The 20,974-nt window shown below is 70.6% G+C and carries 22 protein-coding genes; 13 read left to right on the top strand and 9 right to left on the bottom strand.

What is annotated here, in order from left to right; translation table 11 throughout:
* The 5 genes from FKR81_RS00790 to FKR81_RS00770 are packed head-to-tail and all read left to right on the top strand — an operon-like array spanning position 1 to position 4,615.
* Positions 1–1,029 (top strand): acyl-CoA dehydrogenase family protein, encoded by a 1,029-nt coding sequence (locus tag FKR81_RS00790; protein ID WP_146348922.1) that lies wholly within the window; start codon positions 1–3, stop codon positions 1,027–1,029.
* The gene (locus FKR81_RS00785) at positions 1,019–2,161 is read left to right on the top strand and encodes an acyl-CoA dehydrogenase family protein (RefSeq protein ID WP_146348921.1); all 1,143 of its coding nucleotides are present in this window, start codon (positions 1,019–1,021) and stop codon (positions 2,159–2,161) included. The genes FKR81_RS00790 and FKR81_RS00785 overlap by 11 nt, the downstream gene beginning before the upstream one ends.
* Positions 2,158–3,081, top strand: coding sequence for a bifunctional MaoC family dehydratase N-terminal/OB-fold nucleic acid binding domain-containing protein (locus FKR81_RS00780; RefSeq protein ID WP_146348920.1), 924 nt, complete (start codon positions 2,158–2,160; stop codon positions 3,079–3,081). Before FKR81_RS00785 ends, FKR81_RS00780 begins: the two co-directional genes overlap by 4 nt.
* The gene (locus FKR81_RS00775) at positions 3,078–3,464 is read left to right on the top strand and encodes a MaoC family dehydratase (protein ID WP_146348919.1); all 387 of its coding nucleotides are present in this window, start codon (positions 3,078–3,080) and stop codon (positions 3,462–3,464) included. The genes FKR81_RS00780 and FKR81_RS00775 overlap by 4 nt, the downstream gene beginning before the upstream one ends.
* Positions 3,461–4,615, top strand: coding sequence for a lipid-transfer protein (locus FKR81_RS00770; protein WP_146348918.1), 1,155 nt, complete (start codon positions 3,461–3,463; stop codon positions 4,613–4,615). The genes FKR81_RS00775 and FKR81_RS00770 overlap by 4 nt, the downstream gene beginning before the upstream one ends.
* On the opposite strand, the gene FKR81_RS00765 is transcribed toward FKR81_RS00770, so the two are convergent.
* Genes FKR81_RS00765 through kstD form a run of 5 tightly spaced genes read right to left on the bottom strand, consistent with a single transcriptional unit; the run spans position 4,606 to position 9,395 of the window.
* Positions 4,606–5,445: a MaoC/PaaZ C-terminal domain-containing protein gene (locus FKR81_RS00765; RefSeq protein ID WP_146348917.1), complete on the bottom strand. Its 840-nt coding sequence runs from the start codon at positions 5,443–5,445 to the stop codon at positions 4,606–4,608. The genes FKR81_RS00770 and FKR81_RS00765 overlap by 10 nt on opposite strands.
* 9 nt (positions 5,446–5,454) lie before the next feature.
* Positions 5,455–6,420, bottom strand: coding sequence for a ferredoxin--NADP reductase (locus FKR81_RS00760; protein ID WP_146348916.1), 966 nt, complete (start codon positions 6,418–6,420; stop codon positions 5,455–5,457).
* The gene (locus tag FKR81_RS00755; protein WP_146349163.1) at positions 6,413–6,664 is read right to left on the bottom strand and encodes a hypothetical protein; all 252 of its coding nucleotides are present in this window, start codon (positions 6,662–6,664) and stop codon (positions 6,413–6,415) included. Before FKR81_RS00755 ends, FKR81_RS00760 begins: the two co-directional genes overlap by 8 nt.
* Positions 6,658–7,788 carry a Rieske 2Fe-2S domain-containing protein gene (locus FKR81_RS00750; protein WP_146348915.1) on the bottom strand — a complete coding sequence of 377 codons (1,131 nt, stop codon included), beginning with the start codon at positions 7,786–7,788 and terminating at the stop codon, positions 6,658–6,660. Before FKR81_RS00750 ends, FKR81_RS00755 begins: the two co-directional genes overlap by 7 nt.
* Positions 7,785–9,395, bottom strand: coding sequence for a 3-oxosteroid 1-dehydrogenase (gene kstD / locus FKR81_RS00745; protein WP_146348914.1), 1,611 nt, complete (start codon positions 9,393–9,395; stop codon positions 7,785–7,787). Before kstD ends, FKR81_RS00750 begins: the two co-directional genes overlap by 4 nt.
* 110 nt (positions 9,396–9,505) lie before the next feature.
* Here kstD and FKR81_RS00740 point away from each other — a divergent pair, with 110 nt between their 5' ends.
* Genes FKR81_RS00740 through hsaB form a run of 8 tightly spaced genes read left to right on the top strand, consistent with a single transcriptional unit; the run spans position 9,506 to position 17,154 of the window.
* Entirely contained in the window at positions 9,506–11,044 is a 1,539-nt protein-coding gene (locus FKR81_RS00740) for an FAD-binding protein (protein WP_146348913.1), read from the top strand.
* Positions 11,038–11,808, top strand: coding sequence for a 2-keto-4-pentenoate hydratase (locus FKR81_RS00735; protein WP_146348912.1), 771 nt, complete (start codon positions 11,038–11,040; stop codon positions 11,806–11,808). Before FKR81_RS00740 ends, FKR81_RS00735 begins: the two co-directional genes overlap by 7 nt.
* Before the next feature lies 1 nt (position 11,809).
* Positions 11,810–12,706: an acetaldehyde dehydrogenase (acetylating) gene (locus FKR81_RS00730; RefSeq protein WP_222598125.1), complete on the top strand. Its 897-nt coding sequence runs from the start codon at positions 11,810–11,812 to the stop codon at positions 12,704–12,706.
* The gene (gene dmpG, locus FKR81_RS00725) at positions 12,675–13,682 is read left to right on the top strand and encodes a 4-hydroxy-2-oxovalerate aldolase (protein ID WP_146348910.1); all 1,008 of its coding nucleotides are present in this window, start codon (positions 12,675–12,677) and stop codon (positions 13,680–13,682) included. Before FKR81_RS00730 ends, dmpG begins: the two co-directional genes overlap by 32 nt.
* The gene (gene hsaA / locus FKR81_RS00720) at positions 13,679–14,845 is read left to right on the top strand and encodes a 3-hydroxy-9,10-secoandrosta-1,3,5(10)-triene-9,17-dione monooxygenase oxygenase subunit (protein ID WP_146348909.1); all 1,167 of its coding nucleotides are present in this window, start codon (positions 13,679–13,681) and stop codon (positions 14,843–14,845) included. The genes dmpG and hsaA overlap by 4 nt, the downstream gene beginning before the upstream one ends.
* Before the next feature lie 10 nt (positions 14,846–14,855).
* Positions 14,856–15,713 carry a 4,5:9,10-diseco-3-hydroxy-5,9,17-trioxoandrosta-1(10),2-diene-4-oate hydrolase gene (gene hsaD / locus FKR81_RS00715; protein ID WP_146348908.1) on the top strand — a complete coding sequence of 286 codons (858 nt, stop codon included), beginning with the start codon at positions 14,856–14,858 and terminating at the stop codon, positions 15,711–15,713.
* Positions 15,713–16,615 carry an iron-dependent extradiol dioxygenase HsaC gene (gene hsaC / locus FKR81_RS00710; protein WP_146348907.1) on the top strand — a complete coding sequence of 301 codons (903 nt, stop codon included), beginning with the start codon at positions 15,713–15,715 and terminating at the stop codon, positions 16,613–16,615. The genes hsaD and hsaC overlap by 1 nt, the downstream gene beginning before the upstream one ends.
* Positions 16,612–17,154: a 3-hydroxy-9,10-secoandrosta-1,3,5(10)-triene-9,17-dione monooxygenase reductase subunit gene (hsaB, locus tag FKR81_RS00705; RefSeq protein ID WP_186762671.1), complete on the top strand. Its 543-nt coding sequence runs from the start codon at positions 16,612–16,614 to the stop codon at positions 17,152–17,154. The genes hsaC and hsaB overlap by 4 nt, the downstream gene beginning before the upstream one ends.
* Here the strand turns inward: hsaB and FKR81_RS00700 are convergent, their stop codons facing one another.
* Genes FKR81_RS00700 through FKR81_RS00685 form a run of 4 tightly spaced genes read right to left on the bottom strand, consistent with a single transcriptional unit; the run spans position 17,155 to position 20,973 of the window.
* Positions 17,155–18,201 (bottom strand): acyl-CoA dehydrogenase family protein, encoded by a 1,047-nt coding sequence (locus tag FKR81_RS00700; protein WP_146348906.1) that lies wholly within the window; start codon positions 18,199–18,201, stop codon positions 17,155–17,157.
* Positions 18,198–19,028 (bottom strand): acyl-CoA dehydrogenase family protein, encoded by an 831-nt coding sequence (locus FKR81_RS00695; protein ID WP_146348905.1) that lies wholly within the window; start codon positions 19,026–19,028, stop codon positions 18,198–18,200. Before FKR81_RS00695 ends, FKR81_RS00700 begins: the two co-directional genes overlap by 4 nt.
* Positions 19,025–20,140, bottom strand: a complete 1,116-nt coding sequence (locus tag FKR81_RS00690) for an acyl-CoA dehydrogenase family protein (protein WP_146348904.1) — start codon at positions 20,138–20,140, stop codon at positions 19,025–19,027. Before FKR81_RS00690 ends, FKR81_RS00695 begins: the two co-directional genes overlap by 4 nt.
* Entirely contained in the window at positions 20,140–20,973 is an 834-nt protein-coding gene (locus FKR81_RS00685; protein WP_146348903.1) for an enoyl-CoA hydratase, read from the bottom strand. Before FKR81_RS00685 ends, FKR81_RS00690 begins: the two co-directional genes overlap by 1 nt.
* Between the last annotated feature and the right edge of the window lies 1 nt (position 20,974).

Genomic DNA, 20,974 nt, shown 5'->3' with positions numbered 1-20,974 from the left:
GTGGACTTCGCGTTCGACGAGACCCAGCAGGAGATCGCCCGGCTGAGCGGCGACGTGCTGGGCAGGGAACCCGACAAGGCGTGGAAAGCCTTGGGGGAGGCCGGGTTGCTGGCGCTGGCCGTACCGGAACGGCTCGGTGGCGACGGTCTCGGCGTGCTCGAGGTCGCCGTGCTGCTCACCGAGGTCGGCAGGCGCGCGGCCGACGTGCCCGCACTGGCGTCGCTCGCGCTCGGCGTGCTGCCGATCGTCCGGTTCGGCACCGACGAACAGCAGAACGCGTTGCTGCCGCTGGTCTCGGACAACCACGGCGTGCTCACGGCGGCGCTGAGCGAACCGTCCGCACCGCTGCCCAGCCGGCCGCACACCACCGCGCGACGGGACGGCAACGGATACCGGGTGTCCGGCACGAAGGTCGCCGTGCCGCACGCGAGTGCCGCCGACAAGATCCTGGTGTCGGCGCTGCTCGATGAAGGCCCCGGCGTGCTGGTCGTCGACCCGGCGCACGCCGAGGTGAGCGGCGGAACGGTGCGCCTCGACGACACCCGAGCGGAGATGCTGCTGGGCGATGACACCAGCGGCCGAGTGGTCGAGGGAACGAAGGAGTACGCGCTGGCCGGTGCCGCGGCACTCGCGGACGGCGTGCTGGCGGGTGCGCTGGAACTGACCGTCGGGTACGCAGGCACCCGCCACCAGTTCGGCAAACCGCTGTCCGCGTTCCAGGCCGTCGCGTGCCAGGTCGCGGACGTCTACATCGCGTCACGGACGCTGCACCTCATCGCGACGTCCGCGTGCTGGCGCCTGGCGACCGGACGGGATGCGTCGGACGACCTGGACACGGCCGCCCACTGGCTCGCCGCCGAAGCGCTCCCGGCCGTCCACACGTGCCACCACCTGCACGGCGGCGTCGGCCTGGACGTCACCTACCCGATGCACCGCTTCTACGGCCTCGCCAAGGAACTCACGAGGTTCGTCGGCGGCGCCGACCACCGGCTGGACCAGCTCGCCGAAGGGGAGAGCCGTGTTCGTTGACCTCACCGAAGCGCAGGAGCAGCTGCGCGACGAGGTGCGTGCGTACTTCGCCGGACTCCTGTCCGCGGAGGAACGCGCGGCGATGATCACCGACCGGCACGGCGAGACCTACCGCGAGGTCGTGCGCAGGCTCGGCCGCGACGGCTGGCTCGGCGTCGGCTGGCCCGCCGAGTACGGCGGCCGCGGGTTCGGCGTGGTGGAGCAGCAGATCTTCGTCAACGAGGCCGCGCACGCGGACGTGCCGTTGCCGTACGTCACGCTGCAGACCGTCGGCCCGACGCTCCAGGCGTTCGGCACCGAGGAGCAGAAGGCGTTCTTCCTGCCGCGCATCCTGTCCGGCGACGTGCACTTCGCCATCGGCTACACCGAGCCGGACGCCGGAACGGACCTGGCGGCGTTGCGCACCAAGGCGGTCCGCGACGGCGACCACTACGTCGTCAACGGGCAGAAGACGTTCACGACCGGCGGCCACGCGGTGGACTACGTGTGGCTGGCCTGCCGCACCGGGACACCGGAGGAGCGGCATCGCGGCATCACGATCCTGATCGCCGACACGACCGATCCCGGCTACTCGTGGACGCCGATCATCACCTGCGACGGCGCGCACCACGTCAACGCGACGTACTACGAGAACGTCCGGGTGCCGGTCGGCATGCGGGTCGGCGAGGAGAACGCGGGCTGGCGGCTCATCACCACGCAGCTCAACCACGAGCGGGTCATGCTCGGCCCGTCCGGCCGCGTCGCCGCACTCCTCGACCACGTGCACGAGTGGGCGGTGCGGCGCGACCTGGTGCGGCACAACGACGTGCGGCGGGCGTTCGCCGAGGTGCGTGCCTGCGTGCGGATCAACGAGCTGCTGAACTGGCAGGTCGCCGCATCGCCGATCGAGGTCGCGGACGCCTCGGCGACCAAGGTGTTCACCGCGGACCGCACGCAGCGGATCGGGCGGCTGCTGGAGGAGGTCGTCGGCAGGCACGGCGACCCGTCCGACCCGGAGACCGCGGAGCTCCTGCACTGGCTGGACGTGCAGGCCAGGCGGAACCTCGTGCTCACGTTCGGCGGTGGGGTGAACGAGATCCAGCGCGAGCTGGTGGCGTCGATCGGGTTGGGACTGCCGAGGGTGGTGCGATGAACGAGATCGAGAAGGAAGCCGCGCGGATCGCCGAACAGGGCGAGAGCCCGCGGCGGCTCGCCCGCGACCCGGTGAACCTGCCGATGATCCGCAACTGGGTGGAGGCGATCGGCGACACCAACCCGGTCTACACCGACCCCGAGGCCGCCGCGAAGTCCGTCCACGAGGGACTCGTCGCGCCGCCGGCGATGGCGCAGGTGTGGACGATGTACGGCCTCAACGGGCAACGCGGTGGCGACGACCCGCTGGGCGCGATGATGACCGTGCTGGACGACGCGGGCTTCACGTCCGTCGTGGCCACCAACAGCGACCAGACCTACCACCGCTACCTGCGGCCCGACGAGCACGTGGCGGTGACGACGCGGCTGGAGGACGTCACCGGACCGAAGCGCACCGCGCTGGGTGAAGGATGGTTCGTCACGACCACGAGCACCTGGTACGTCGGCGACGAGGTGGTCGCCGAGATGCGGTTCCGGGTGCTGAAGTTCCGGCCCGCCGCGAAGCCGGCTGAAGCGAAGCCGGTTGTTTCCACGCCGGTGATCAAGCCCGCGATCAACCGGGACACCGAGTACTTCTGGGAGGGCACGCGGGCCGGTGAGCTGCGCATCCAGCGGTGCGGCGGCTGCGGGCTGCTGCGTCACCCACCGGGTCCGATGTGCCCGGAGTGCGGTGCGACGAAACCGAAGTACCTCGTCTCGGAGGGACGTGGCGAGGTCTACAGCTACGTCGTGCACCACCACCCGCGCGTGCCGGGCAAGGAGGTCCCGTTCGTCGTCGCGCTGGTGGAGCTGGAGGAGGGCGTGCGGATGCTCGGCGAGCTGACCGGTGCCGCCGAAGTCCGCGTCGGCCTGCCGGTCGAGGTCGTGTTCACGAAGGTCGACGACGAGCTGACCATGCCGAGCTGGAGGCCGCGCGCATGATCCAGGTAGGAGACTCGCTGCCCGAGTGGCACGTCGAGGCCACCCCGACGTTCGTGATCAGCACCGCGCTCGCGACGCGCGACTTCCAGGACGTGCACCACGACCGCGACCTGGCGGTGTCGAGGGGCTCGAAGGACATCTTCGTCAACATCCTCACCACCACTGGGCTGGTGCAGCGGTACGTCACGGACTGGGCCGGTCACGACGCGCTGGTGCGCGAGGTCAACATCCGGCTCGGCGCGCCCTGCTACGCCTACGACACGCTGAAGTTCTTCGGCCAGGTCGTCTCCCGTGAAGAGGCAGGTCTGGTCATCGAGGTGGTCGGCCGGGTCCCGCAGGGCGACCACGTGGTGGGCACCGTGAAGATCGAGGTGGCGGCATGAGCGTGTCCGGCAAGGCCGCGATCGCGGGCATCGGGGCGACCGAGTTCTCGAAGGAGTCCGGCCGCAGCGAGCTGCAGCTGGCCGCCGAGGCGGTGCGCGCCGCACTCGCCGACGCCGGGCTCGAACCGTCTGATGTGGATGGCCTCGTCACGTTCACCATGGACACCAACACCGAGATCGCCGTCGCACGTGAGCTGGGCATCGAGGAGCTCACCTTCTTCAGTCGCGTCCACTACGGCGGCGGCGCGGCGTGCGCGACCGTCCAGCAGGCCGCGATGGCCGTCGCGACCGGGATGGCCGAGGTCGTGGTGTGCTACCGCGCGTTCAACGAGCGGTCGGGCCACCGGTTCGGCCAGGTGCAGATGGCCGCCGCGGGCAACGTCGACAACAGCTGGTCGTACCCGATGGGACTCGGCACGCCTGCGGCCATGGTCGCCATGTTCGCCCGTCGCTACATGCATGAGTACGGCGCCACGTCGGAGGACTTCGGGCGGATCGCGGTGATCGACCGCAAGCACGCGGCCACGAACCCCAACGCCTGGTTCCACGAGCGGCCGATCACGCTGGACGACCATCAGTCGTCGCGCTGGATCGCGGAACCGCTGCGGCTGCTCGACTGCTGCCAGGAGAGCGACGGCGGCGTGGCGCTGGTGGTGACGAGCGCGGAGCGGGCGCGGTCGTTGCGGCAGTCACCCGCGGTGATCCGGGCGGCGGCGCAGGGCAGCGGCACCGACCAGTACACGATGACCAGCTACTACCGCGACGACCTGACCGGGTTGCCGGAGATGGGCACGGTCGCGCGCGGCCTGTGGCAGCAGGCGGGCATCGGTCCGTCCGATGTGGACGTCGCGGTGCTCTACGACCACTTCACGCCGTTCGTGCTGGTCCAGTTGGAGGAACTGGGTTTCTGCCCGCGCGGCGAGGCACGCCACTTCATCGCCGGCGGTGCTTTGGAACTGGACGGCGAGCTGCCGCTGAACCCGCACGGCGGCCAGCTCGGTGAGGCCTACATCCACGGCATGAACGGCATCGCCGAGGCGGTGCGCCAGCTCCGCGGCACCGCGGTGAACCAGGTGGCCGGCACCGACCACGTGCTGGTCACCGCGGGTACCGGCGTCCCGACCAGCGGTCTGGTGCTGGGTCAGGTGTAGGTCAGCACGGCGTCGGACAGCACCGGCGCGTCGTCGCGTTCGACGGCGGTCGTCACCAGCACGAGACGGCCGCCCTCGCGCCACACGCGTGTCCGCAAGGTTTCGCCGGGGAACACGACACCGGTGAACCGCGCGCTGTAGTTGGTGACTCGGGCGGTGTCGCCGTCCAGCAGCGCGTCCACCACGGCCTTGCAGACGACCCCGTACGTGCACAGGCCGTGCAGGATCGGCGCCTCGAACCCGGCGCGCCGCGCGAACTCGGGGTCGGCGTGCAGCGGGTTGCGGTCACCGCACAGCCGGTACAGGTAGGCCTGCTGGGGCAGCGTCGGCGTCTCCAGCACGGCGTCCGGCTCGCGAGAGGGCAGCTCGACCTTCATCGACGGACCGCGCGAGCCGCCGAAACCGCCTTCGTCGCGCGCGAAGATGCTGGAGCGCATGGTGTACAGAGGCGTGCCGTCGACCGACACGGCCGTCGCCTCCTGCACGACCACCGCGGCCGATCCCTTGTCGAACACGTCGGCGACCCTGGTCCGCAGCACCGCCTCGCCGGCCGCGGGCAGCGGCGCGTGGACGGTGATCTCCTGCGTGCCGTGCAGGACGCGCGCGAGGTCGATGTCGATGCCGGGGAACTTCACGACGGGCGGCTCGGTCGCCTTGAAGCGCGGTGCGACCACGCCGAACGTCGGCAGCACCTGGAGATCTCGCTCGTAGACGTAGCTCAGCTCGGACGCACCCAGCGCCAGGTGGTAGAGCAGGACGTCCGACGAGGTCCAGGAGAACTTGACCTCCGGCAGCTCGGCTCCGACGGCGACGGCCGGGTCGATCGGCATGGTTTCCCCTCAGCTGTAGGTGATCTTCACCGTGTCGGTCACCGGAACCGACTGGCAGGCGAGGATGTAGCCCTCGGCGACGTCCTGCTCGTCGAGCACGTCGTTGTTGAGCATCTTGACCTCGCCCGACACGAGCCGGCAGGCGCACGCGCTGCACGCACCCTCGCGGCACGAGAAGGGCGCGTCCAGTCCCTTGTCCAGCAACAGGTCGAGCAAACGGGTCCGCGCGGGCCACGGAAACCGGTGGTGCGCACCGTCGAGCTCGACCTCCACGGTCGCGTCCGGGCCGTCCTCGGCCTGGACGGCTTCCTCGAACGGGTTGCTCGACAGCGACACGAACTTCTCGACGTGCACGACCGGGACCTCGCGCAACGCCGCGCGAGTCGCCTCCATGAAAGGGCCGGGCCCGCACACGAAAGCCTCGTCGCACGGACGCGCCAGCGCGGCGAGCTGGGCGACAGCGGGCAGGCCCTGCACGGACTCCAGCCAGTGCACGACCGTCAGTCGAGAAGGGTGCTCAGCCGAAAGCGACGCGAGCTCCCGCGCGAAGATCACCGACTGCTCGTCGCGGTTCGCGTACACCAGGGTCACCCGGCCGGACCCACCCGAGAGCACAGCCTTGATGATCGACATGACCGGCGTGATCCCGCTGCCACCGGCGAACGCGAGCACCGAACCGTTCAGCGACGAGGGCGTGAACACGCCGGCGGGCGCGAGCACGTCCAGCTCGGTGCCCACCTCGACGTTGTCGCACATCCAGTGCGAGCCGTACCCGCCCGCGGTGCGTTTGACCGTGATCTTCACCGGCTCGTGCGGCGCACTGGACAACGAGTAGCAGCGCGCCGCGGTGCCGATCCGGATCGTCAGGAACTGGCCGGGCCGCGGCGTGAAGTCACCGCCCTCCAGCACGAACGACTTCGCGTCCGGCGTCTCGTCGATCACCGCCGCGACGCGCACCCGGTGCACCTCACTCATCCTCGACCTCCAGCACGCCCTCCCGCACCGCCTTCTCGATGCTGTCCCGCAGCCGCAGGCAGGTCGGGATGAGCGCCGTGTTCCCGCCGCGCGAGGCGAACTCCGCGCAGCTGCGCGCGGCGTCGGACGTCCACTGCACGCTGGTGTGCTGGAGGCTGTTCTTCTTGACCAGCACCCGGTTCCCGCAGTCGCACACCACCGGACGCAGGCCGCCTTGCAGGAACTCCTGGCGCTCGGTCACGATCCGCCTTCCTGCCGGGCGAGGTTCTCGGCGACTTCCTTCTCCCACACCTCGACGGCCCGCGAGGTGTCGACCTCGAACTCGAAGCGCCGCGTCATGTCCTCGCTGACGTCCTCGACGTCGACGTAGAACTGCTCGTACCACCGCCGCAGCTGGTAGACCGGCCCGTCCTCCTCGCACAGCAGCGGGTTGTCGATGCGGGTCTTGTTCTGCCAGATCTCCACGTCCTGCAGGAACCCGGCGCCGATGCCGCGCGCGAACTTGGCCGCGATCTTGTCCGCGTGCTCGTCCGAGACGCCGGGCAGCTTCTTGACGATCGCGCCCCACTGCAGCCTGAACGAGTTCGGCGTCACCGGGTAGTGGCAGTTGATCAGGACCGTCTCGATGGTGATGCCCTTGTAGTCGTTCCACAGGTAGTCGATCATGTACGACGGCCCGTAGTAGGACGCCTCGGACTTGACCTCGGTGTCACCGGTGTAGTTCGTCCCGCCGCCGGTGATGTCCGGCCGTCCGCGCGTGTGCAGGTACTGCGAGGCGATGTGGCCTTCCAGCACGTTCTTGAAGTACGTGGGGAACGCGAAGTGGATGTAGAAGAAGTGGGCCATGTCCACGACGTTGTCGATGACCTCGCGGCAGTTCGCGCCCTCGATCAGCACCGAGTCCCACGTCCAGTTGCTCCACTCGGAGCTGAACGCCTGCTCGATGTGCGGGATCGTCACGTGCTCCGGCGGCGGGTTGCCCTGCGGGTCGTTCCACACGAACAGCTGCTTGTTCTGCTCCAGCGTGATCCACGAGCGGGTCCGCGCGCGCAGCGGAACCCGCTTGCCGTAAGGGATCGAGACGCACTTGCCGTTGCCGGCCCAGCGCCAGTCGTGGAACGGGCACGCGATGGCGTCGCCCTTGACGGTGCCCTGAGTGAGGTCGCCGCCCATGTGCCTGCAGTACGCGTCGAGCACGTTGAGCGCGCCGTCCTCGCCCTGGAACACCACGAGCTTCGTGCCGAACGCCTCGATCGCGTGCGGCTGACCGTCCCGGAACCGGTCGGCGAGGCCGAGGCAGTGCCAGCCGCGCGCGAACCTCGCCGGCGGCGCGCCGGTGTCGATCGTCCGAACGGCTTCCTGTGTCATGGAGTTCCTCCAGGAGTGTTCGCTGCGATGTCCAGCCCGGCGAGGTAGCCGAAGGTCATCGCCGGACCGAGTGTGGCGCCGGCCCCCGCGTAGGTGTGGCCCATCACCGATGCACTGGTGTTGCCCGCCGCGTACAGGCCGGGGATGACCGTGCCGTCCGCCCGCAGCACGCGGGCGCGCGCGTCGGTGCGCAGCCCGCCCTTCGTGCCGAGGTCGCCGGGCACGATCCGGACCGCGTAGAACGGTGGCTTGCGCAGCGGTCCCAGGCAGGGGTTGGGACCGTTGCGCGGATCGCCGTAGTACCGGTCGTACGCGTTGCCGCCGCGGTGGAAGTCCGTGTCATCGCCCGATTCGGCGAGGTCGTTGAACCGGCGCACGGTGTCCGTCAGCGACGGCAGGTCGGTCTGCCGCGCCAGCTCTTCCAGCGTGTCGGCGCGGAGCACGGCCTGCTGCCAGCGCCGGGGGATCGCCTGGCGCGGCGGGAGTCCCATGAACGGGTACCGGTCGCGGTACTGCTGGTCCGCGACCAGCCAGGTCGGCATGGCTGCCTGGTCGTACATGGCGTGCACGACGTCCACGTACGGCGCGGCCTCGTTGACGAACCGCCGTCCGGACGAGTCGACCAGGATGCAGCCGGGCAGCGAGCGTTCGGCCAGCAGGAAGAACGGGCCGCGCGGCAGCGGGACCGACGGTCCCCACCACGCGTCGTCCATCAGCGCGACGGACCCGCCCGCCCGGATGCCCGCTTCGATGGCGTCGCCGGTGTTCGCCGCGGCGCCGACCGTCCACTCGGTACCGATCGGGGCGCGCTGGTGCTCCTTGCGCATCCGCTCGTTGTGCTCGAACCCGCCCGCCGCCAGCACGACGTGGCGGGCGCGGATCAGCTCGTCACCGGCGAGCACGCCCGCGACCCGGCCGTTCTCGACGTGCAGGTCGGTCAACGCGGTGTTCAGCCGGACTGGCACGTTCGCGCGCAGCAGCCCCGCGCGCAGCCCGGCCGCGAGCGCCTGGCCCATGCTGAGCCGGCTGCCGGGCAGGAACTTCCTGGCGAACACCCGCGCGGCCGTGAGCACTCCGCGCGGGTGGCGGGCGATGAGGGTGAGCCAGCGGTAGTCGATCTGGGTGATCACGACACCCGCCGGTGTGGGGACGTACGGCGGTTCGAGGTGCGCCAGCTCGGCGCCGAGCACGGTCGCGTTCAGCGGTTTCGGCTCGACCGAGCGGCCCTTCGGCCTGCCGCCGGGCGCGTCGGGGTAGTAGTCGGCGTAGTCGCGCACCCAGCGGAAGTCCAGCGGGGTGTGCTCGCAGACGAACGACAGCATCGCGGGGCCCGCGTCGAGGAACGCCTTGCGCAGCTCAGCGGGCACGTCACCGGCGATGTGCGCGAGGTACTCCCCGGCGTCCTCCGGCGTGTCCTGGACGCCCGCGGTGCGCAGGACGGCGTTGTTCGGCGCCCAGATCCCGCCGCCCGATCGCGCGGTCGACCCGCCGAAGTGCTCAGCCTTCTCGATCACTACCGTGCGCAGCCCGTGGTGGGCCGTGCAGAGCGCGGCCGTCATGCCTGCCGCGCCGCTGCCCACGACGACCACGTCGTACTCGGTGTCCACGGCGCCTCCACGAAGTCGGACTAGAACAGGTTATAGTTCCGGAACACTTTGGCGCTATGGTGTAGGAGTTCGAGCAGGTGGAGTCGCCGAGAACGTGTTCCGGAGGCAGGGTGAACGTCGCCGCTGACGTGGTGGTCGTGGGCTTCGGTGCCGCAGGCGCGTGCGCCGCGATCGAAGCGGCCGCCGCCGGCTCGTCGGTGATCGTGCTCGACCGGTTCGGCGGTGGCGGTGCGACGGCGTTGTCCGGCGGCGTCGTCTACGCGGGCGGTGGCACGCGGCAGCAGGTCGACGCGGGCGTGCCCGACTCATCTGAGGCGATGTACGACTACCTCGCGACCGAGGTCGGCGACGCGGTGTCGGCGGAGACGCTGCGCCGGTTCTGCCAGGACAGCGCGAAGACGCTCGCCTGGCTCGAGGACCAGGGCGTGCCGTTCGACGCGAGCCTGTGCCCGTTCAAGACCTCGTACCCGACCGACGACTACTACCTCTACGAGTCCGGCAGCGAGACGGCCCGCAGAGACGTCGCGCCACCCGCCGCCCGCGGCCACCGGACCAAGGGCAAGGGCACCTCGGGCAGCGTGTTCTTCGCGCGACTCGCCGAGTCCGCGCGCCGGAACGGCGTCCGCGTGCTCACTCAGACGGCGGCGAAAGAGCTGATCACGCGCGACGGCCGGGTCGTCGGCGTGCGCTGCGGCGCGTTGACCGGTGTGCCGCGGGCCGTGCACGGGCTGCTGACGCGGATCGCCGCGAAGCCGTGGCTGTACTACCCGCCGCTCGGCAGGGGCCTGCACCGGCTGGCCGCACTGGTGGAACGCCGGTTCGGCCGGGAGCTGCTGGTCGGCGCCCACCGCGGCGTGGTGATCAGCGCGGGCGGGTTCATCGCCGACCGCGCCATGCTGCGTGCGAACGCCCCGGCGTTCCACGGCGGCCTCGCGCTCGGTACGGCAGGCGACGACGGCGCCGGGATCAAGCTCGGCGTGGCCGCGGGCGGACGGACGGCGCGGCTGGACCGGGTGTCCGCGTGGCGCTTCATCGCGCCACCCAGCGCGCTGCAACGCGGTGTGCTCGTCGGCGGCGACGGGCGGCGGGTGTGCGACGAGTCGTTGTACGGCGCCGCGCTCGGCGAGGCGATCGTCCTCCGGCACCAGGGCAAGGCGTGGCTGCTGGTCGACGACGCGCTGCTGAGCGAGGCTCGCGCGCAGGTGCCGTCGCAGACGCTGTGGTTCCAGCGGCTGCAGACGAAGGCCCTGCTGTCGCGGGGACTGATCACCGCGCCCTCGCTGCCCGAGCTCGCGGCGAAGGCGGGCATCGACGCACCGGCGTTGCAGGAGACCGTCAAGATCTACGGCGCGGTGCCGGACGCGTTCGGGAAGCTGCCCGAGCTGGTGCGCCCGCTGGTGGCGCCGTACTCGTTGATCGACGTCTCGGTCCGCCGCAGGCTCGGCTTCCCGTGCCCGATGCTCACGCTCGGCGGGCTCGTGGTCGACGAGGACACCGGCCGGGTGGCCGGGGTGGCCGGTCTGTACGCGGCAGGGAGATCCGCGGTCGGCGTGTGCTCGGAGTCGTACGTCAGCGGGCTCGCGCTCGCGGACTGCGTGTTCTCCGGCCGCCGCGCGGGCCAACACGTGGCGAAGGAGGCCGGGTGCTGACACCGGAGCAGAGGGCGGAGGCGGCGGAGCTGCTGCACGTCGCCGAGCGGAGCCGTGAGCCGATCAAGCCGCTGGTCGAGCTGTATCCGGGCATCGACGTGGTCGACGCCTACGAGATCCAGCTGATCAACATCCGGCGCCGGGACCGGCCCGTGCTGGGGCACAAGGTCGGCCTGTCGTCGCTGGCGATGCAGCAGATGATGGGCGTCGACGAGCCCGACTACGGCCACCTGCTCGACGACATGCGACTCGACGGCACGGCGGTCGCGTCCCGCTACCTGTACCCGCGCGTCGAGGTCGAGGTGGCGTTCGTGCTCGGTGCCGACCTGCCCGGCGAGGGCTGCACGGTCGGCGACGTGCTGAGCGCGACCGAGTTCGTCGCACCCAGCATCGAGCTGATCGACAGCCGGATCATCGACTGGCGCATCGGCCTCGCGGACACCATCGCGGACAACGCGTCGTCCGCCGGTTTCACACTGGGCGACAGCAGGCTGCGTCCGTCCGAAGTGGACCTGAAGACGATCGGCGTGACCCTGACCCGCAACGGCGACGAGGTCGCGGCCGGACGCAGTGACGCGGTGCTGGGCGATCCGGCCGTCGCGGTGGCGTGGCTCGCGGGCAAGGTCGCGGGCTTCGGCGTGCGGCTGCGTGCGGGTGACGTCGTGCTGCCCGGTTCGTGCACGCGGGCGATCGATGCCAGACCCGGTGACGACTTCCACGCCGAGTTCGCCGGACTCGGCTCGGTATCCCTGCGGTTCGAGTGAGGTGAGCGGCGTGAAAGCGGCGATCGTCGGATCCGGCAACATCGGCACCGACCTGCTGTACAAGCTCGCGCGGTCGCCGTGGATCGAGCCGCGCTGGATGGTCGGCATCGACCCGGCCAGCGAGGGCCTGAGCCGGGCCCGCGAGGCGGGGCTGGAGACGACCACCGAGGGCGTGGAGTGGTTGCTGCGCCAGGACGAGCTGCCCGACCTGGTGTTCGAGGCGACGTCCGCGTCGGTGCACGCGGCCAACGCGCCGCGCTACGCCGAGGCGGGCATCCGGGCGATCGACCTGACGCCCGCCGCGATCGGGCCGTACGTGGTGCCGCCGGTGAACCTGGGTGAGCACCGCGGCGCGCCCAACATCAACCTGATCACCTGCGGCGGCCAGGCCACGATTCCCATGGTGCACGCGGTGTCCCGCGTCGTGCCCGTCGCGTACGCGGAGATCGTCGCCAGCGTGGCGTCGGTGTCGGCGGGGCCGGGGACTCGGGCCAACATCGACGAGTTCACCCGCACGACCAGCCGGGGCATCGAGTCGATCGGCGGGGCCGAGCGCGGCAAGGCGATCATCGTGCTCAACCCGTCAACGCCACCGATGATCATGCGCGACACGATCTTCTGCGCGATCCCCGACGACGCCGACGTGGACGCGATCACCGACTCGATCGCGCGGATGGAGTCCGACATCGCGAGCTACGTGCCCGGCTACCGGCTGCTCAGCGAGCCGCAGTTCGATCCAGGCCGGGTGTCGATCTTCGTGGAGGTCGAGGGCGCAGGCGACTTCCTCCCGCCGTACGCCGGGAACCTCGACATCATGACCGCCGCCGCGACCAAGGTCGGCGAAGAGATCGCCAAGGAGGTCACGAATGCTGCGGCTGACCGACACGTCACTGCGTGACGGCTCGCACCACAAGCGGCACCAGTTCACGGTCTCGGACGTCGAGTCGATCGTGGCGGCGCTGGACGCGTCCGGCGTACCGGTGATCGAGGTCGCGCACGGCGACGGGCTCGGCGGCTCGTCGTTCACCTACGGCTTCAGCCACACGCCCGAGCAGGAGCTGATCAGGACCGCGGCGAAGACCGCCCGCAACGCCAAGATCGCGGTGCTGATGCTGCCGGGCGTCGGCGTGAAGGACGACATCGGGGTGGCGCAGGACAACGGCGCGTCGATCTGCCGGATCGCGACGCACTGCACCGAGGCGGACATCTCGGTGCAGCACTTCGGACTCGCGCGCGAGCGGGGGCTGGAGACCGTCGGGTTCCTGATGATGTCGCACTCCCAGCCGCCCGAGGCGTTGGCGCGTCAGGCTCGCATCATGGCGGACGCGGGCTGCCAGTGCGTGTACGTGGTCGACTCGGCGGGCGCTCTCGTGCTCGAACAGGTCTCCGACCGGGTGGCCGCGCTGGTCGCCGAACTGGGCGACGACGCGCAGGTCGGGTTCCACGGTCACGAGAACCTGGGGCTGAGCGTCGCGAACTCGGTGGCGGCTGTGCGCGCTGGGGCGCAACAGATCGACGGCAGCGTGCGGGGATTCGGCGCCGGTGCCGGGAACACGCCGCTGGAGGCGTTCGTCGGCGTCTGCGACAAGCTCGGGTTCGAGACGGGCGTCGACTTCTTCAAGATCGTGGACGCGGCCGAGGACGTCGTGCGCCCGGTGATGCCCGAGGAGTGCCTGCTCGACCGGATGGCGCTGATGATGGGCTACGCCGGCGTCTACTCCAGCTTCCTGAAACACGCGTACACGCAGGCGGAGCGGTACGGGGTGTCCGGCGCGCAGATCCTCGTCCGGGCGGGCGAGCGGAAGCTCGTCGGTGGCCAGGAAGACCAGCTGATCGACATCGCGCTCGAGCTGAGCAGGGAGAACGTGGGATGAGCGACCAGGTCGTCTCGAAGGTGCGTGAGCTGCTGCCGGTGCTGCGCGACCGCGCGCAGGAGGCCGAGGACCTCCGGCGGGTGCCGGAGGAGTCGGTGAAGGCGTTGCAGGAGATCGGGTTCTTCCGGTTGCTGCAACCCGTGCGGCACGGTGGTGCCGAGGCGCACCCGCTGGCGTTCTACACGGCGGTCAAGCTGATCGCGAGCGCGTGCGGGTCGACCGGCTGGGTGGCGTCGGTGCTCGGCGTGCACCCGTGGCACGTCGGGCTGTTCGCCGAGCAGGCGCAGCAGGACGTGTGGGCGGAGGACCAGGACACCCGCATCTCGTCGTCGTACGCGCCGGTCGGCAGGGCGAAGCCGGTCGACGGCGGGTTCCGGTTCAGCGGCAAGTGGAGCTTCTCGTCCGGCTGCGACCACGCGACGTGGGTGCTGCTCGGCGGGCTGGTGATGAACGACGAGGGCAAGCCGGTCGACTTCCGGACGTTCCTGCTGCCGATCTCGGACTACACGATCAACGACGTCTGGGACACGGTCGGGCTGCGCGGCACCGGCAGCAACGACATCGTGGTCGAGGACGTGTTCGTGCCCGAGCACCGCACGTTGAGCATGATGCACACGGCCAAGTGCGTGTGCCCCGGCCAGGAGCTGAACACCGGACCGTTGTTCCGGATGCCTTACGGGACAATACATCCGTACGCGATCACCGCGCCGATGATCGGCATGGCCGTCGGCGCCTACGAGACGCACGTGGGTGCCACGCGCGAGCGCATCCGGTCCGCGTACATGGGGGAGAAGTCGTCCGAGGACCCGTTCGCGCAGGTGCGCATCGCGTCCGCCGCCAACGACATCGACGCCGCGTGGTTGCAGCTGGAGCGCAACATCGAGGAGGAGATGGCGCTCGCGGTCGCCGAGGAGAAGATCCCGATCGAGCTCCGGCTGCGGGCCAGGCGCGACCAGGTGTGCGGCAGCGCGCGGGCCATCTCGGCGATCGACCGGCTCTTCGAGAGCGCGGGCGGCAAGGCCATCGACAGCGGACTCGCCCTGCCCCGGTTCTGGCGCGACGCGCACGCCGCACGGGTGCACGCGGCCAACGACCCGGAACGCGCGCTCGTCATGTACGGCAAGGGCGAACTGGGCATTCCGGTCCGCGACGGACTGTTCTGAGGGGACTGACGTGACCGAGCTGAGCTTCGACTCCACCAGCCGCTACGCGCAGGCCGGCGACCTGCGGCTGCACTACCACGAGGCGGGCACGGAGCACACCGACACCGTGGTCATGCTGCACGGCGGCGGGCCGGGTGCGTCGGGGTGGAGCAACTTCGGCCGCAACGTGCCGGTGTTCGCGAAGTCGTTCCGGGTGCTGGTGGTCGACCAGCCCGGCTTCGGGCGTTCGGACAAGCGCGACGAGCACGGCCAGTACTTCACCTACGCCGCAACGGCGTTGCGCGACCTGTTCGACTCGCTCGGCATCGAGAAGGCGCACATCCTCGGCAACTCGCTCGGCGGCGGCACGGCCGTGCGGTTCGCCCTGGACAACCCGAAGCGGGCAGGGCGACTGGTGCTCATGGGGCCGGGTGGGTTGAGCCTCAACGTGTTCGCGCCGGATCCCACGGAGGGCGTGCGCAAGCTCAGCGCGTTCGGTCGTGCTCCCACCAGGGAGAAGATCGAGGAGTTCCTGCGCATCATGGTGTACGACCAGGCGCTGGTGACCGACGAGCTGATCGACGAGCGGTTCGCCGTCGCCAGCCAGCCGGAGTCGTTGCGCGCCATGGCCGCCATGGGCAAGTCCTTCACGCGGCCCGACTCGTTCGAGCAGGGCATGCTGTGGCGCGAGGCGTACGAGCTGCGCCAGCGGGTGCTGCTGATGTGGGGCCGGGAGGACCGGGTCAACCCGCTCGACGGCGCGCTGATCGCGTTGAAGCTGATCCCGCGCGCGCAGCTGCACGTGTTCGGCCAGTGCGGGCACTGGGCGCAGCTGGAGAAGTTCGACGAGTTCAACAGGCTGGCCATTGATTTCCTCGCGGAGGCGTGATGGGTATCCGCTCGCTGGCGTATCTCCGGATAGAGGCCACCGACATGGACCGGTGGCGCGAGTTCGGGCTCAAGGTGCTGGGCATGGTGGAGGGCAAGGGATCCGACCCCAACACCCTCTACCTCCGCATGGACGACTTCCCGGCGCGCCTGGTGATCTTCCCCGGCACGCGGGACCGGCTCGCCCAGTCCGGCTGGGAGGTCGCGCACGAGGCCGAGCTGGACGAGATCGCCAAGCAACTGGCATCCGCCGGTGTCGCCTACGTTTCGGCGACACCCGAGGAGCTCGCTGAGCGGCGGGTCACCGGGTTGATCCGGTTCGACGACCCGTCCGGGAACACGCTCGAGGTCTTCCACGGTGCCGCTCTGGAACACCGGCGCGTGGTTTCTCCTTACGGGCACCGGTTCGTGACCGAGGAGCAGGGGCTCGGCCACGTCGTGCTGTCGACGCACGACGACGAGGCCGCGCTGCACTTCTACCGCGATGTGCTCGGGTTCCGGCTGCGCGACTCGATGCGGCTGCCTCCGCAGTTCGTCGGACGGCCCGCCGACGGACCACCCGCGTGGCTGCGCTTCTTCGGCTGCAACCCCCGGCACCACAGCCTGGCGTTCCTGCCGATGCCGACGCCCAGCGGGATCGTGCACCTCATGGTCGAGGTCGCGTCGACCGACGACGTCGGGCTGACGCTGGACCGCGCCACGCGGCGCAAGGTCCCGATGTCGGCGACGCTGGGACGACACGTCAACGACCTGATGCTGTCGTTCTACATGAAGTCGCCCGGCGGCTTCGACGTCGAGTTCGGCTGCGAGGGACGGCAGGTGTCCGACGAGGAGTGGATCGCGCGAGAGAGCACGGCGGTGAGCCTGTGGGGTCACGACTTCAGCGTGGGCGTCCAGAAGTGATCGCCTCGCGGTTCCGCTCGGTGCTCGGTCACTTCTGCACCGGCGTGACCGTGGTGACCGGCACGTCGGACGGCGCGCCGGTCGGGTTCGCGTGCCAGGCGTTCGCCGCGCTGTCGCTCGATCCGCCGCTGGTGTTGTTCTGCCCGCAGCGGACCTCCCGGAGCTGGGCGGCGATCGAGTCCTCCGGGCGGTTCTGCGTCAACGTGCTCGCCGAGAGCCAGCGGGACGTGTCCGCGGTGTTCGGCACCGCTGGTGCGGACAAGTTCTCGTGCGTCGGCTGGAGCAGCTCGCCCTCGGGTTCGCCCGTGCTCGACGGCGCGTTGACGTGGGTGGACTGCTCGGTGGCCGCCGTGCACGAGGCCGGTGATCACTACGTGGTGATCGGGCGGGTGACGTCGCTCGGCGAGCCTGCGGGGGAGCGGCCGTTGTTGTTCTACCGCGGGCACTACGTGGCGATGGACGAGCTCGACGACCGCGGGTGGCCCGGCGAGGTGCTGGACAACCTGCTGACGTGGCAACGCCAGTCGGACTGGATCTAGTCAGCTGCTCCACTCGTGGAGGCGGTGGACGTGGTGCGCCGGACTGCCGAACAGGTGAGAGCTGCCGTGCGCGCGCTTGAAGTACAGGTGCGCGTCGTGCTCCCAGGTGATCGCGATGCCGCCGTGCAGCTGGATCATCTCGGCCGCGACCTTGGTGAACGCCTCCGAGCAGTAGACCTTCGCCACGGCCGCCGCGGTCGGGTCGGTGGCCGCGTGCGCCGCGGAACGCGCGGTCTCCACGAGCACGTGCAGGTCGGCCATGCGGTGCTTCAACGCCTGGAACGAGCCGATCGGCCTGCCGAACTGCACCCTCGTCTTCGTGTACTCGACGGTGAGCTCCAGGCACCGCTCGGCCGCGCCGACCTGTTCCGCGGCGAGAGCGGCGATCGCGGTGTCGCGGACGCCTGCCAGGTCGAGCGGCCCCAGCCGGCTGCCGGTGGCGTTCAGCCGCACCGAGGCCAGGCGGCGGGTCAGGTCCATCGCGGGTGTGTGCTCGACGGTGACGCCCGGCTGGTCCGGGCCGACCTCGTAGAGCGCGATGCCGTCGGCTGACGACGCGGCGACGAGCAGGACGTCGGCCAGGTCGCCGTCGAGGACGTGGTGTGCGGTCCCGGTCAGGCCATCGTGGGCGGTGATCGCCACCTCGTCCGGTGACCACCCGCCGTCCGCGCCCGCCCACACGAGTGCGGCGATGGTCGTCCCGTCGGCGATGCCCGGCAGGAGGCGTTGGCACGCCTCGTCGTTGCCGGTGGCGAGGAGCGCCTGTGCGGCCAGCAGGGAACCGAGCAGGGGAGACGGGGTGAGCGTGCGGCCGAGTTCCTCGAGCACCACGCGGGTCTCGGCCAGAGACGCGCCCAGGCCGCCGAAGCGTTCGGGGATCGCGAGACCGGCCACGCCGATCTCGGTGCACAGGCGCGCCCACAGGTCCGCGTCGTAGCCGCGCGGCGACTCGATTGCCGCGCGCACGTCGGAGTGCTTGGTCAGCAGGCTGCGGACCGAGTCGCGCAGCGCGTCCTGCTCGGCGGTGTTCGTGGAGACAGTAGTCATCGGGACGGCACCTCCTCGCACAGCGCGGCCAGCACGCGGGACCGGTGCATCGACGGCGTGCCCCACGCGGTCACGAGTGCCCGCGTCTTCGTCAGGAACCGGCCGAGGTCGTGCTCGGCGGTGTAGCCGATCGCGCCGTGCACCTGCAGCGCGGTCCTGGCGGCGCGGTGGGCCGCGTCGCCCGCCGCGACCTTGGCCGCGGACACGTCGCGCGGGCTCATGGTGACCGCCGCGCCGTGCACCAGCGGCCGCGCGAGCTCCAGTCCGATCAGCACGTCGGCCAGCAGGTGCTTGACCGCCTGGAACCCGCCGATCGCCTGGCCGAACTGGGTGCGCAGCTTCGCGTGCCCGGTGGCCATCTCCAGCATCGCGCGGCCCAGCCCGACGAGCTGGGCGGCACAGGTGAGCACGCCGAGGTCGAACGCGCGGCCGGCAGGTACGTCGGTGGCGATCACCGGGCCGCCGACCAGCTCGAACAGCCGCCGCGTCGGGTCGACCGACGTCATCTCGGCGCCGGGACCGGCTTCCCGCAGCGTGTCGTCCTCGACGAGGAAGTAGACGTCGGCCTCCGGCGCGTACGGGACGTGCGGCGGGAACGCCACCGACGCCGTGCCCTCGCACGCCACCAGCGCGGGCACCACGGCGATCGACTCGACCAGCGGTCCGGGCACGGCGTGGTGCCCCAGTTCCTCGAACGCCACCACCAGGTCGACCGGGTCGGTCAGCTCGGTGATCCCGATGGTGGCCAGGTTCCGGTGCCCCGCCGAGAGGAAGTCGTGCAGGACCGACGCGAACTCGGTGTGCTCGGCCGACAGTGCGAACCTCATCGTGGCAACCCCAGCAGTCGTTCCGCGATCACGTTGCGCTGGATCTCGTTGGTGCCCGCGTAGATCGGGCCCGCGAGTGAGAACAGCCAGCCGTCCGCCCACTCGTCGGACAGCTCGCCGTCCGGGCCCTGCAACGCGAGCGCGGTCTCGTGCAGCGCCACGTCCAGCTCGGACCAGAACACCTTGGTGACACTGGCTTCCGCGCCGAGCGTGCCGCCGTCGGCCAGCCTGGTCACGGTGCCGAACGTGTGCAGCCGGTAGGCCTGCGCACCGATCCACGCGTCCACGACCCGGTCGCGCAACGCCGGATCCGGAGACCTCTTCCACAGCTCGACGAGGCGAGCGGCCGATGCCAGGAACCGGCCGGGGCTGCGCAACGACAGGCCGCGCTCGTTGCTCGCCGTGCTCATCGCGACGCGCCAGCCGTCGTCGACGGCACCGATCACGTCCTGGTCCGGCACGAACACGTCGTCGAGGAAGATCTCGGCGAATCCCGGCTCGCCGTCCAGCTGCGCGATCGGCCGCACGGTCACACCCGGCGCGCGCAGGTCGAACATCAGGTAGGTCAGCCCGCGGTGGCGTGCCGCCGACGGGTCGCTGCGGAACAGGCCGAAAGCCTTGTCCGCGAACGCCGCCCGCGAGCTCCACGTCTTCTGGCCGCGCAGCAGCCAGCCGCCGTCGCAGCGGGTCGCGGTGCTGCGCAACGACGCCAGGTCGCTGCCCGCGTCGGGTTCCGACCACGCCTGCGCCCACACCTCGTCCGCGCACGCCATCGCAGGCAACAGCCGTTTGCGCTGCTCGTCCGTTCCGTGCGCGAACAGCGTCGGCGCGAGCAGGAAGATGCCGTTCTGGCTGACACGGGCGGGCGCACCCGCCGCGTAGTACTCCTCCTCGAAGATCAGCCACTGGAGCAGCGACGCGTCCCGCCCGCCGAGCTCCGCGGGCCACGACACCACGGACAGCCGCGCTTCGGCGAGCGTTCGTTCCCACGCGCGGTGCGCTTCGAAGCCGTTCGGGGTGTCCAATGAGGACAGCGGACGCACGTGCGCGGCGAGCCAGGACCGCACCTCGGCGCGGAACTCGAGCGTCGCGGCGTCGAGGTCCAGGTCCATCAGCTCTGCGCCTTCTTCATGGCCCGTGCGTCCATGCCGGCGAGCGCGTCCTTGCCGACCTCGGCGTTGTGCGCGTGCGCGAAGTGGTGCAGGCCGAACACCGAGTCCATGCCCGCGCGCATGCCCATCAGGTCCTCGGACTGGTTGACCGCGCGCTTCGCCAGTGCCAGCCCGAACTGCGGCATGGTCGCGATGCGCTCGGCCAGCGCGAACGTCTCGTCCGACAGCGACGAGCGCGGCACGACCCGGCTCACCATGCCCCATTCGCGGGCCCGTTCGGCGGAGAACCGGTCGCCGGTGAACAGCACCTCCTTGGCCGCGCGCGGACCGAGCATCCACGGGTGCGCGAAGTACTCCACACCGGGAATGCCCATGCGCACCACGGGATCCGCGAAGAACGCGTCATCGGACGCCACGATCAGGTCGCACACCCACGCCAGCATCAGGCCACCCGCGACGCACGCGCCCTGCACCATCGCGATCATCGGCTTCGGGATCTCCCGCCAGCGGCGGCACATGCCCAGGTAGACCTCCATCTCCCTGGCGAAGCGGAGGTCACCGCCCGCGCGGCCGACGTGGTCCCACCACATGACCGCCTTGCGCTCGAACGACACGTCCACGTCACGTCCCGGCGAGCCGATGTCGTGCCCGGCCGAGAAGTGGTCGCCCGCACCGGTCAGCACGATCACCGCGACCTCGGCGTCCTCCACTGCCTTGCTGAACGCCTCGTCCAGTGCGTAGGTCATGGCCGAGTTCTGCGCGTTGCGGTACTCGGGGCGGTTCATGGTCACGACGGCGACCGGACCACGCCGCTCGTACTCGACGACTGTCATG

This window comes from Lentzea tibetensis (assembly GCF_007845675.1).
Lineage (GTDB): Bacteria > Actinomycetota > Actinomycetes > Mycobacteriales > Pseudonocardiaceae > Lentzea > Lentzea tibetensis.
The sequence above is the reverse complement of the archived record's forward strand: the minus strand, read 5'-3'. Positions and strand labels throughout refer to the sequence as shown.

Bases quoted from the DNA above. Each gene is read 5' to 3' on its own strand.
- FKR81_RS00780 (WP_146348920.1), top strand. From the start codon at position 2,158: ATGAACGAGATCGAGAAGGAAGCCGCGCGGATCGCCGAACAGGGCGAG.
- FKR81_RS00775 (WP_146348919.1), top strand. From the start codon at position 3,078: ATGATCCAGGTAGGAGACTCGCTGCCCGAGTGGCACGTCGAGGCCACC.
- FKR81_RS00770 (WP_146348918.1), top strand. From the start codon at position 3,461: ATGAGCGTGTCCGGCAAGGCCGCGATCGCGGGCATCGGGGCGACCGAG.
- FKR81_RS00765 (WP_146348917.1), bottom strand. From the start codon at position 5,445: ATGCCGATCGACCCGGCCGTCGCCGTCGGAGCCGAGCTGCCGGAGGTC.
- FKR81_RS00760 (WP_146348916.1), bottom strand. From the start codon at position 6,420: ATGAGTGAGGTGCACCGGGTGCGCGTCGCGGCGGTGATCGACGAGACG.
- FKR81_RS00750 (WP_146348915.1), bottom strand. From the start codon at position 7,788: ATGACACAGGAAGCCGTTCGGACGATCGACACCGGCGCGCCGCCGGCG.
- dmpG (WP_146348910.1), top strand. From the start codon at position 12,675: ATGCTGCGGCTGACCGACACGTCACTGCGTGACGGCTCGCACCACAAG.
- hsaA (WP_146348909.1), top strand. From the start codon at position 13,679: ATGAGCGACCAGGTCGTCTCGAAGGTGCGTGAGCTGCTGCCGGTGCTG.
- hsaC (WP_146348907.1), top strand. From the start codon at position 15,713: ATGGGTATCCGCTCGCTGGCGTATCTCCGGATAGAGGCCACCGACATG.
- FKR81_RS00700 (WP_146348906.1), bottom strand. From the start codon at position 18,201: ATGACTACTGTCTCCACGAACACCGCCGAGCAGGACGCGCTGCGCGAC.
- FKR81_RS00695 (WP_146348905.1), bottom strand. From the start codon at position 19,028: ATGAGGTTCGCACTGTCGGCCGAGCACACCGAGTTCGCGTCGGTCCTG.
- FKR81_RS00690 (WP_146348904.1), bottom strand. From the start codon at position 20,140: ATGGACCTGGACCTCGACGCCGCGACGCTCGAGTTCCGCGCCGAGGTG.
- FKR81_RS00685 (WP_146348903.1), bottom strand. From the start codon at position 20,973: ATGACAGTCGTCGAGTACGAGCGGCGTGGTCCGGTCGCCGTCGTGACC.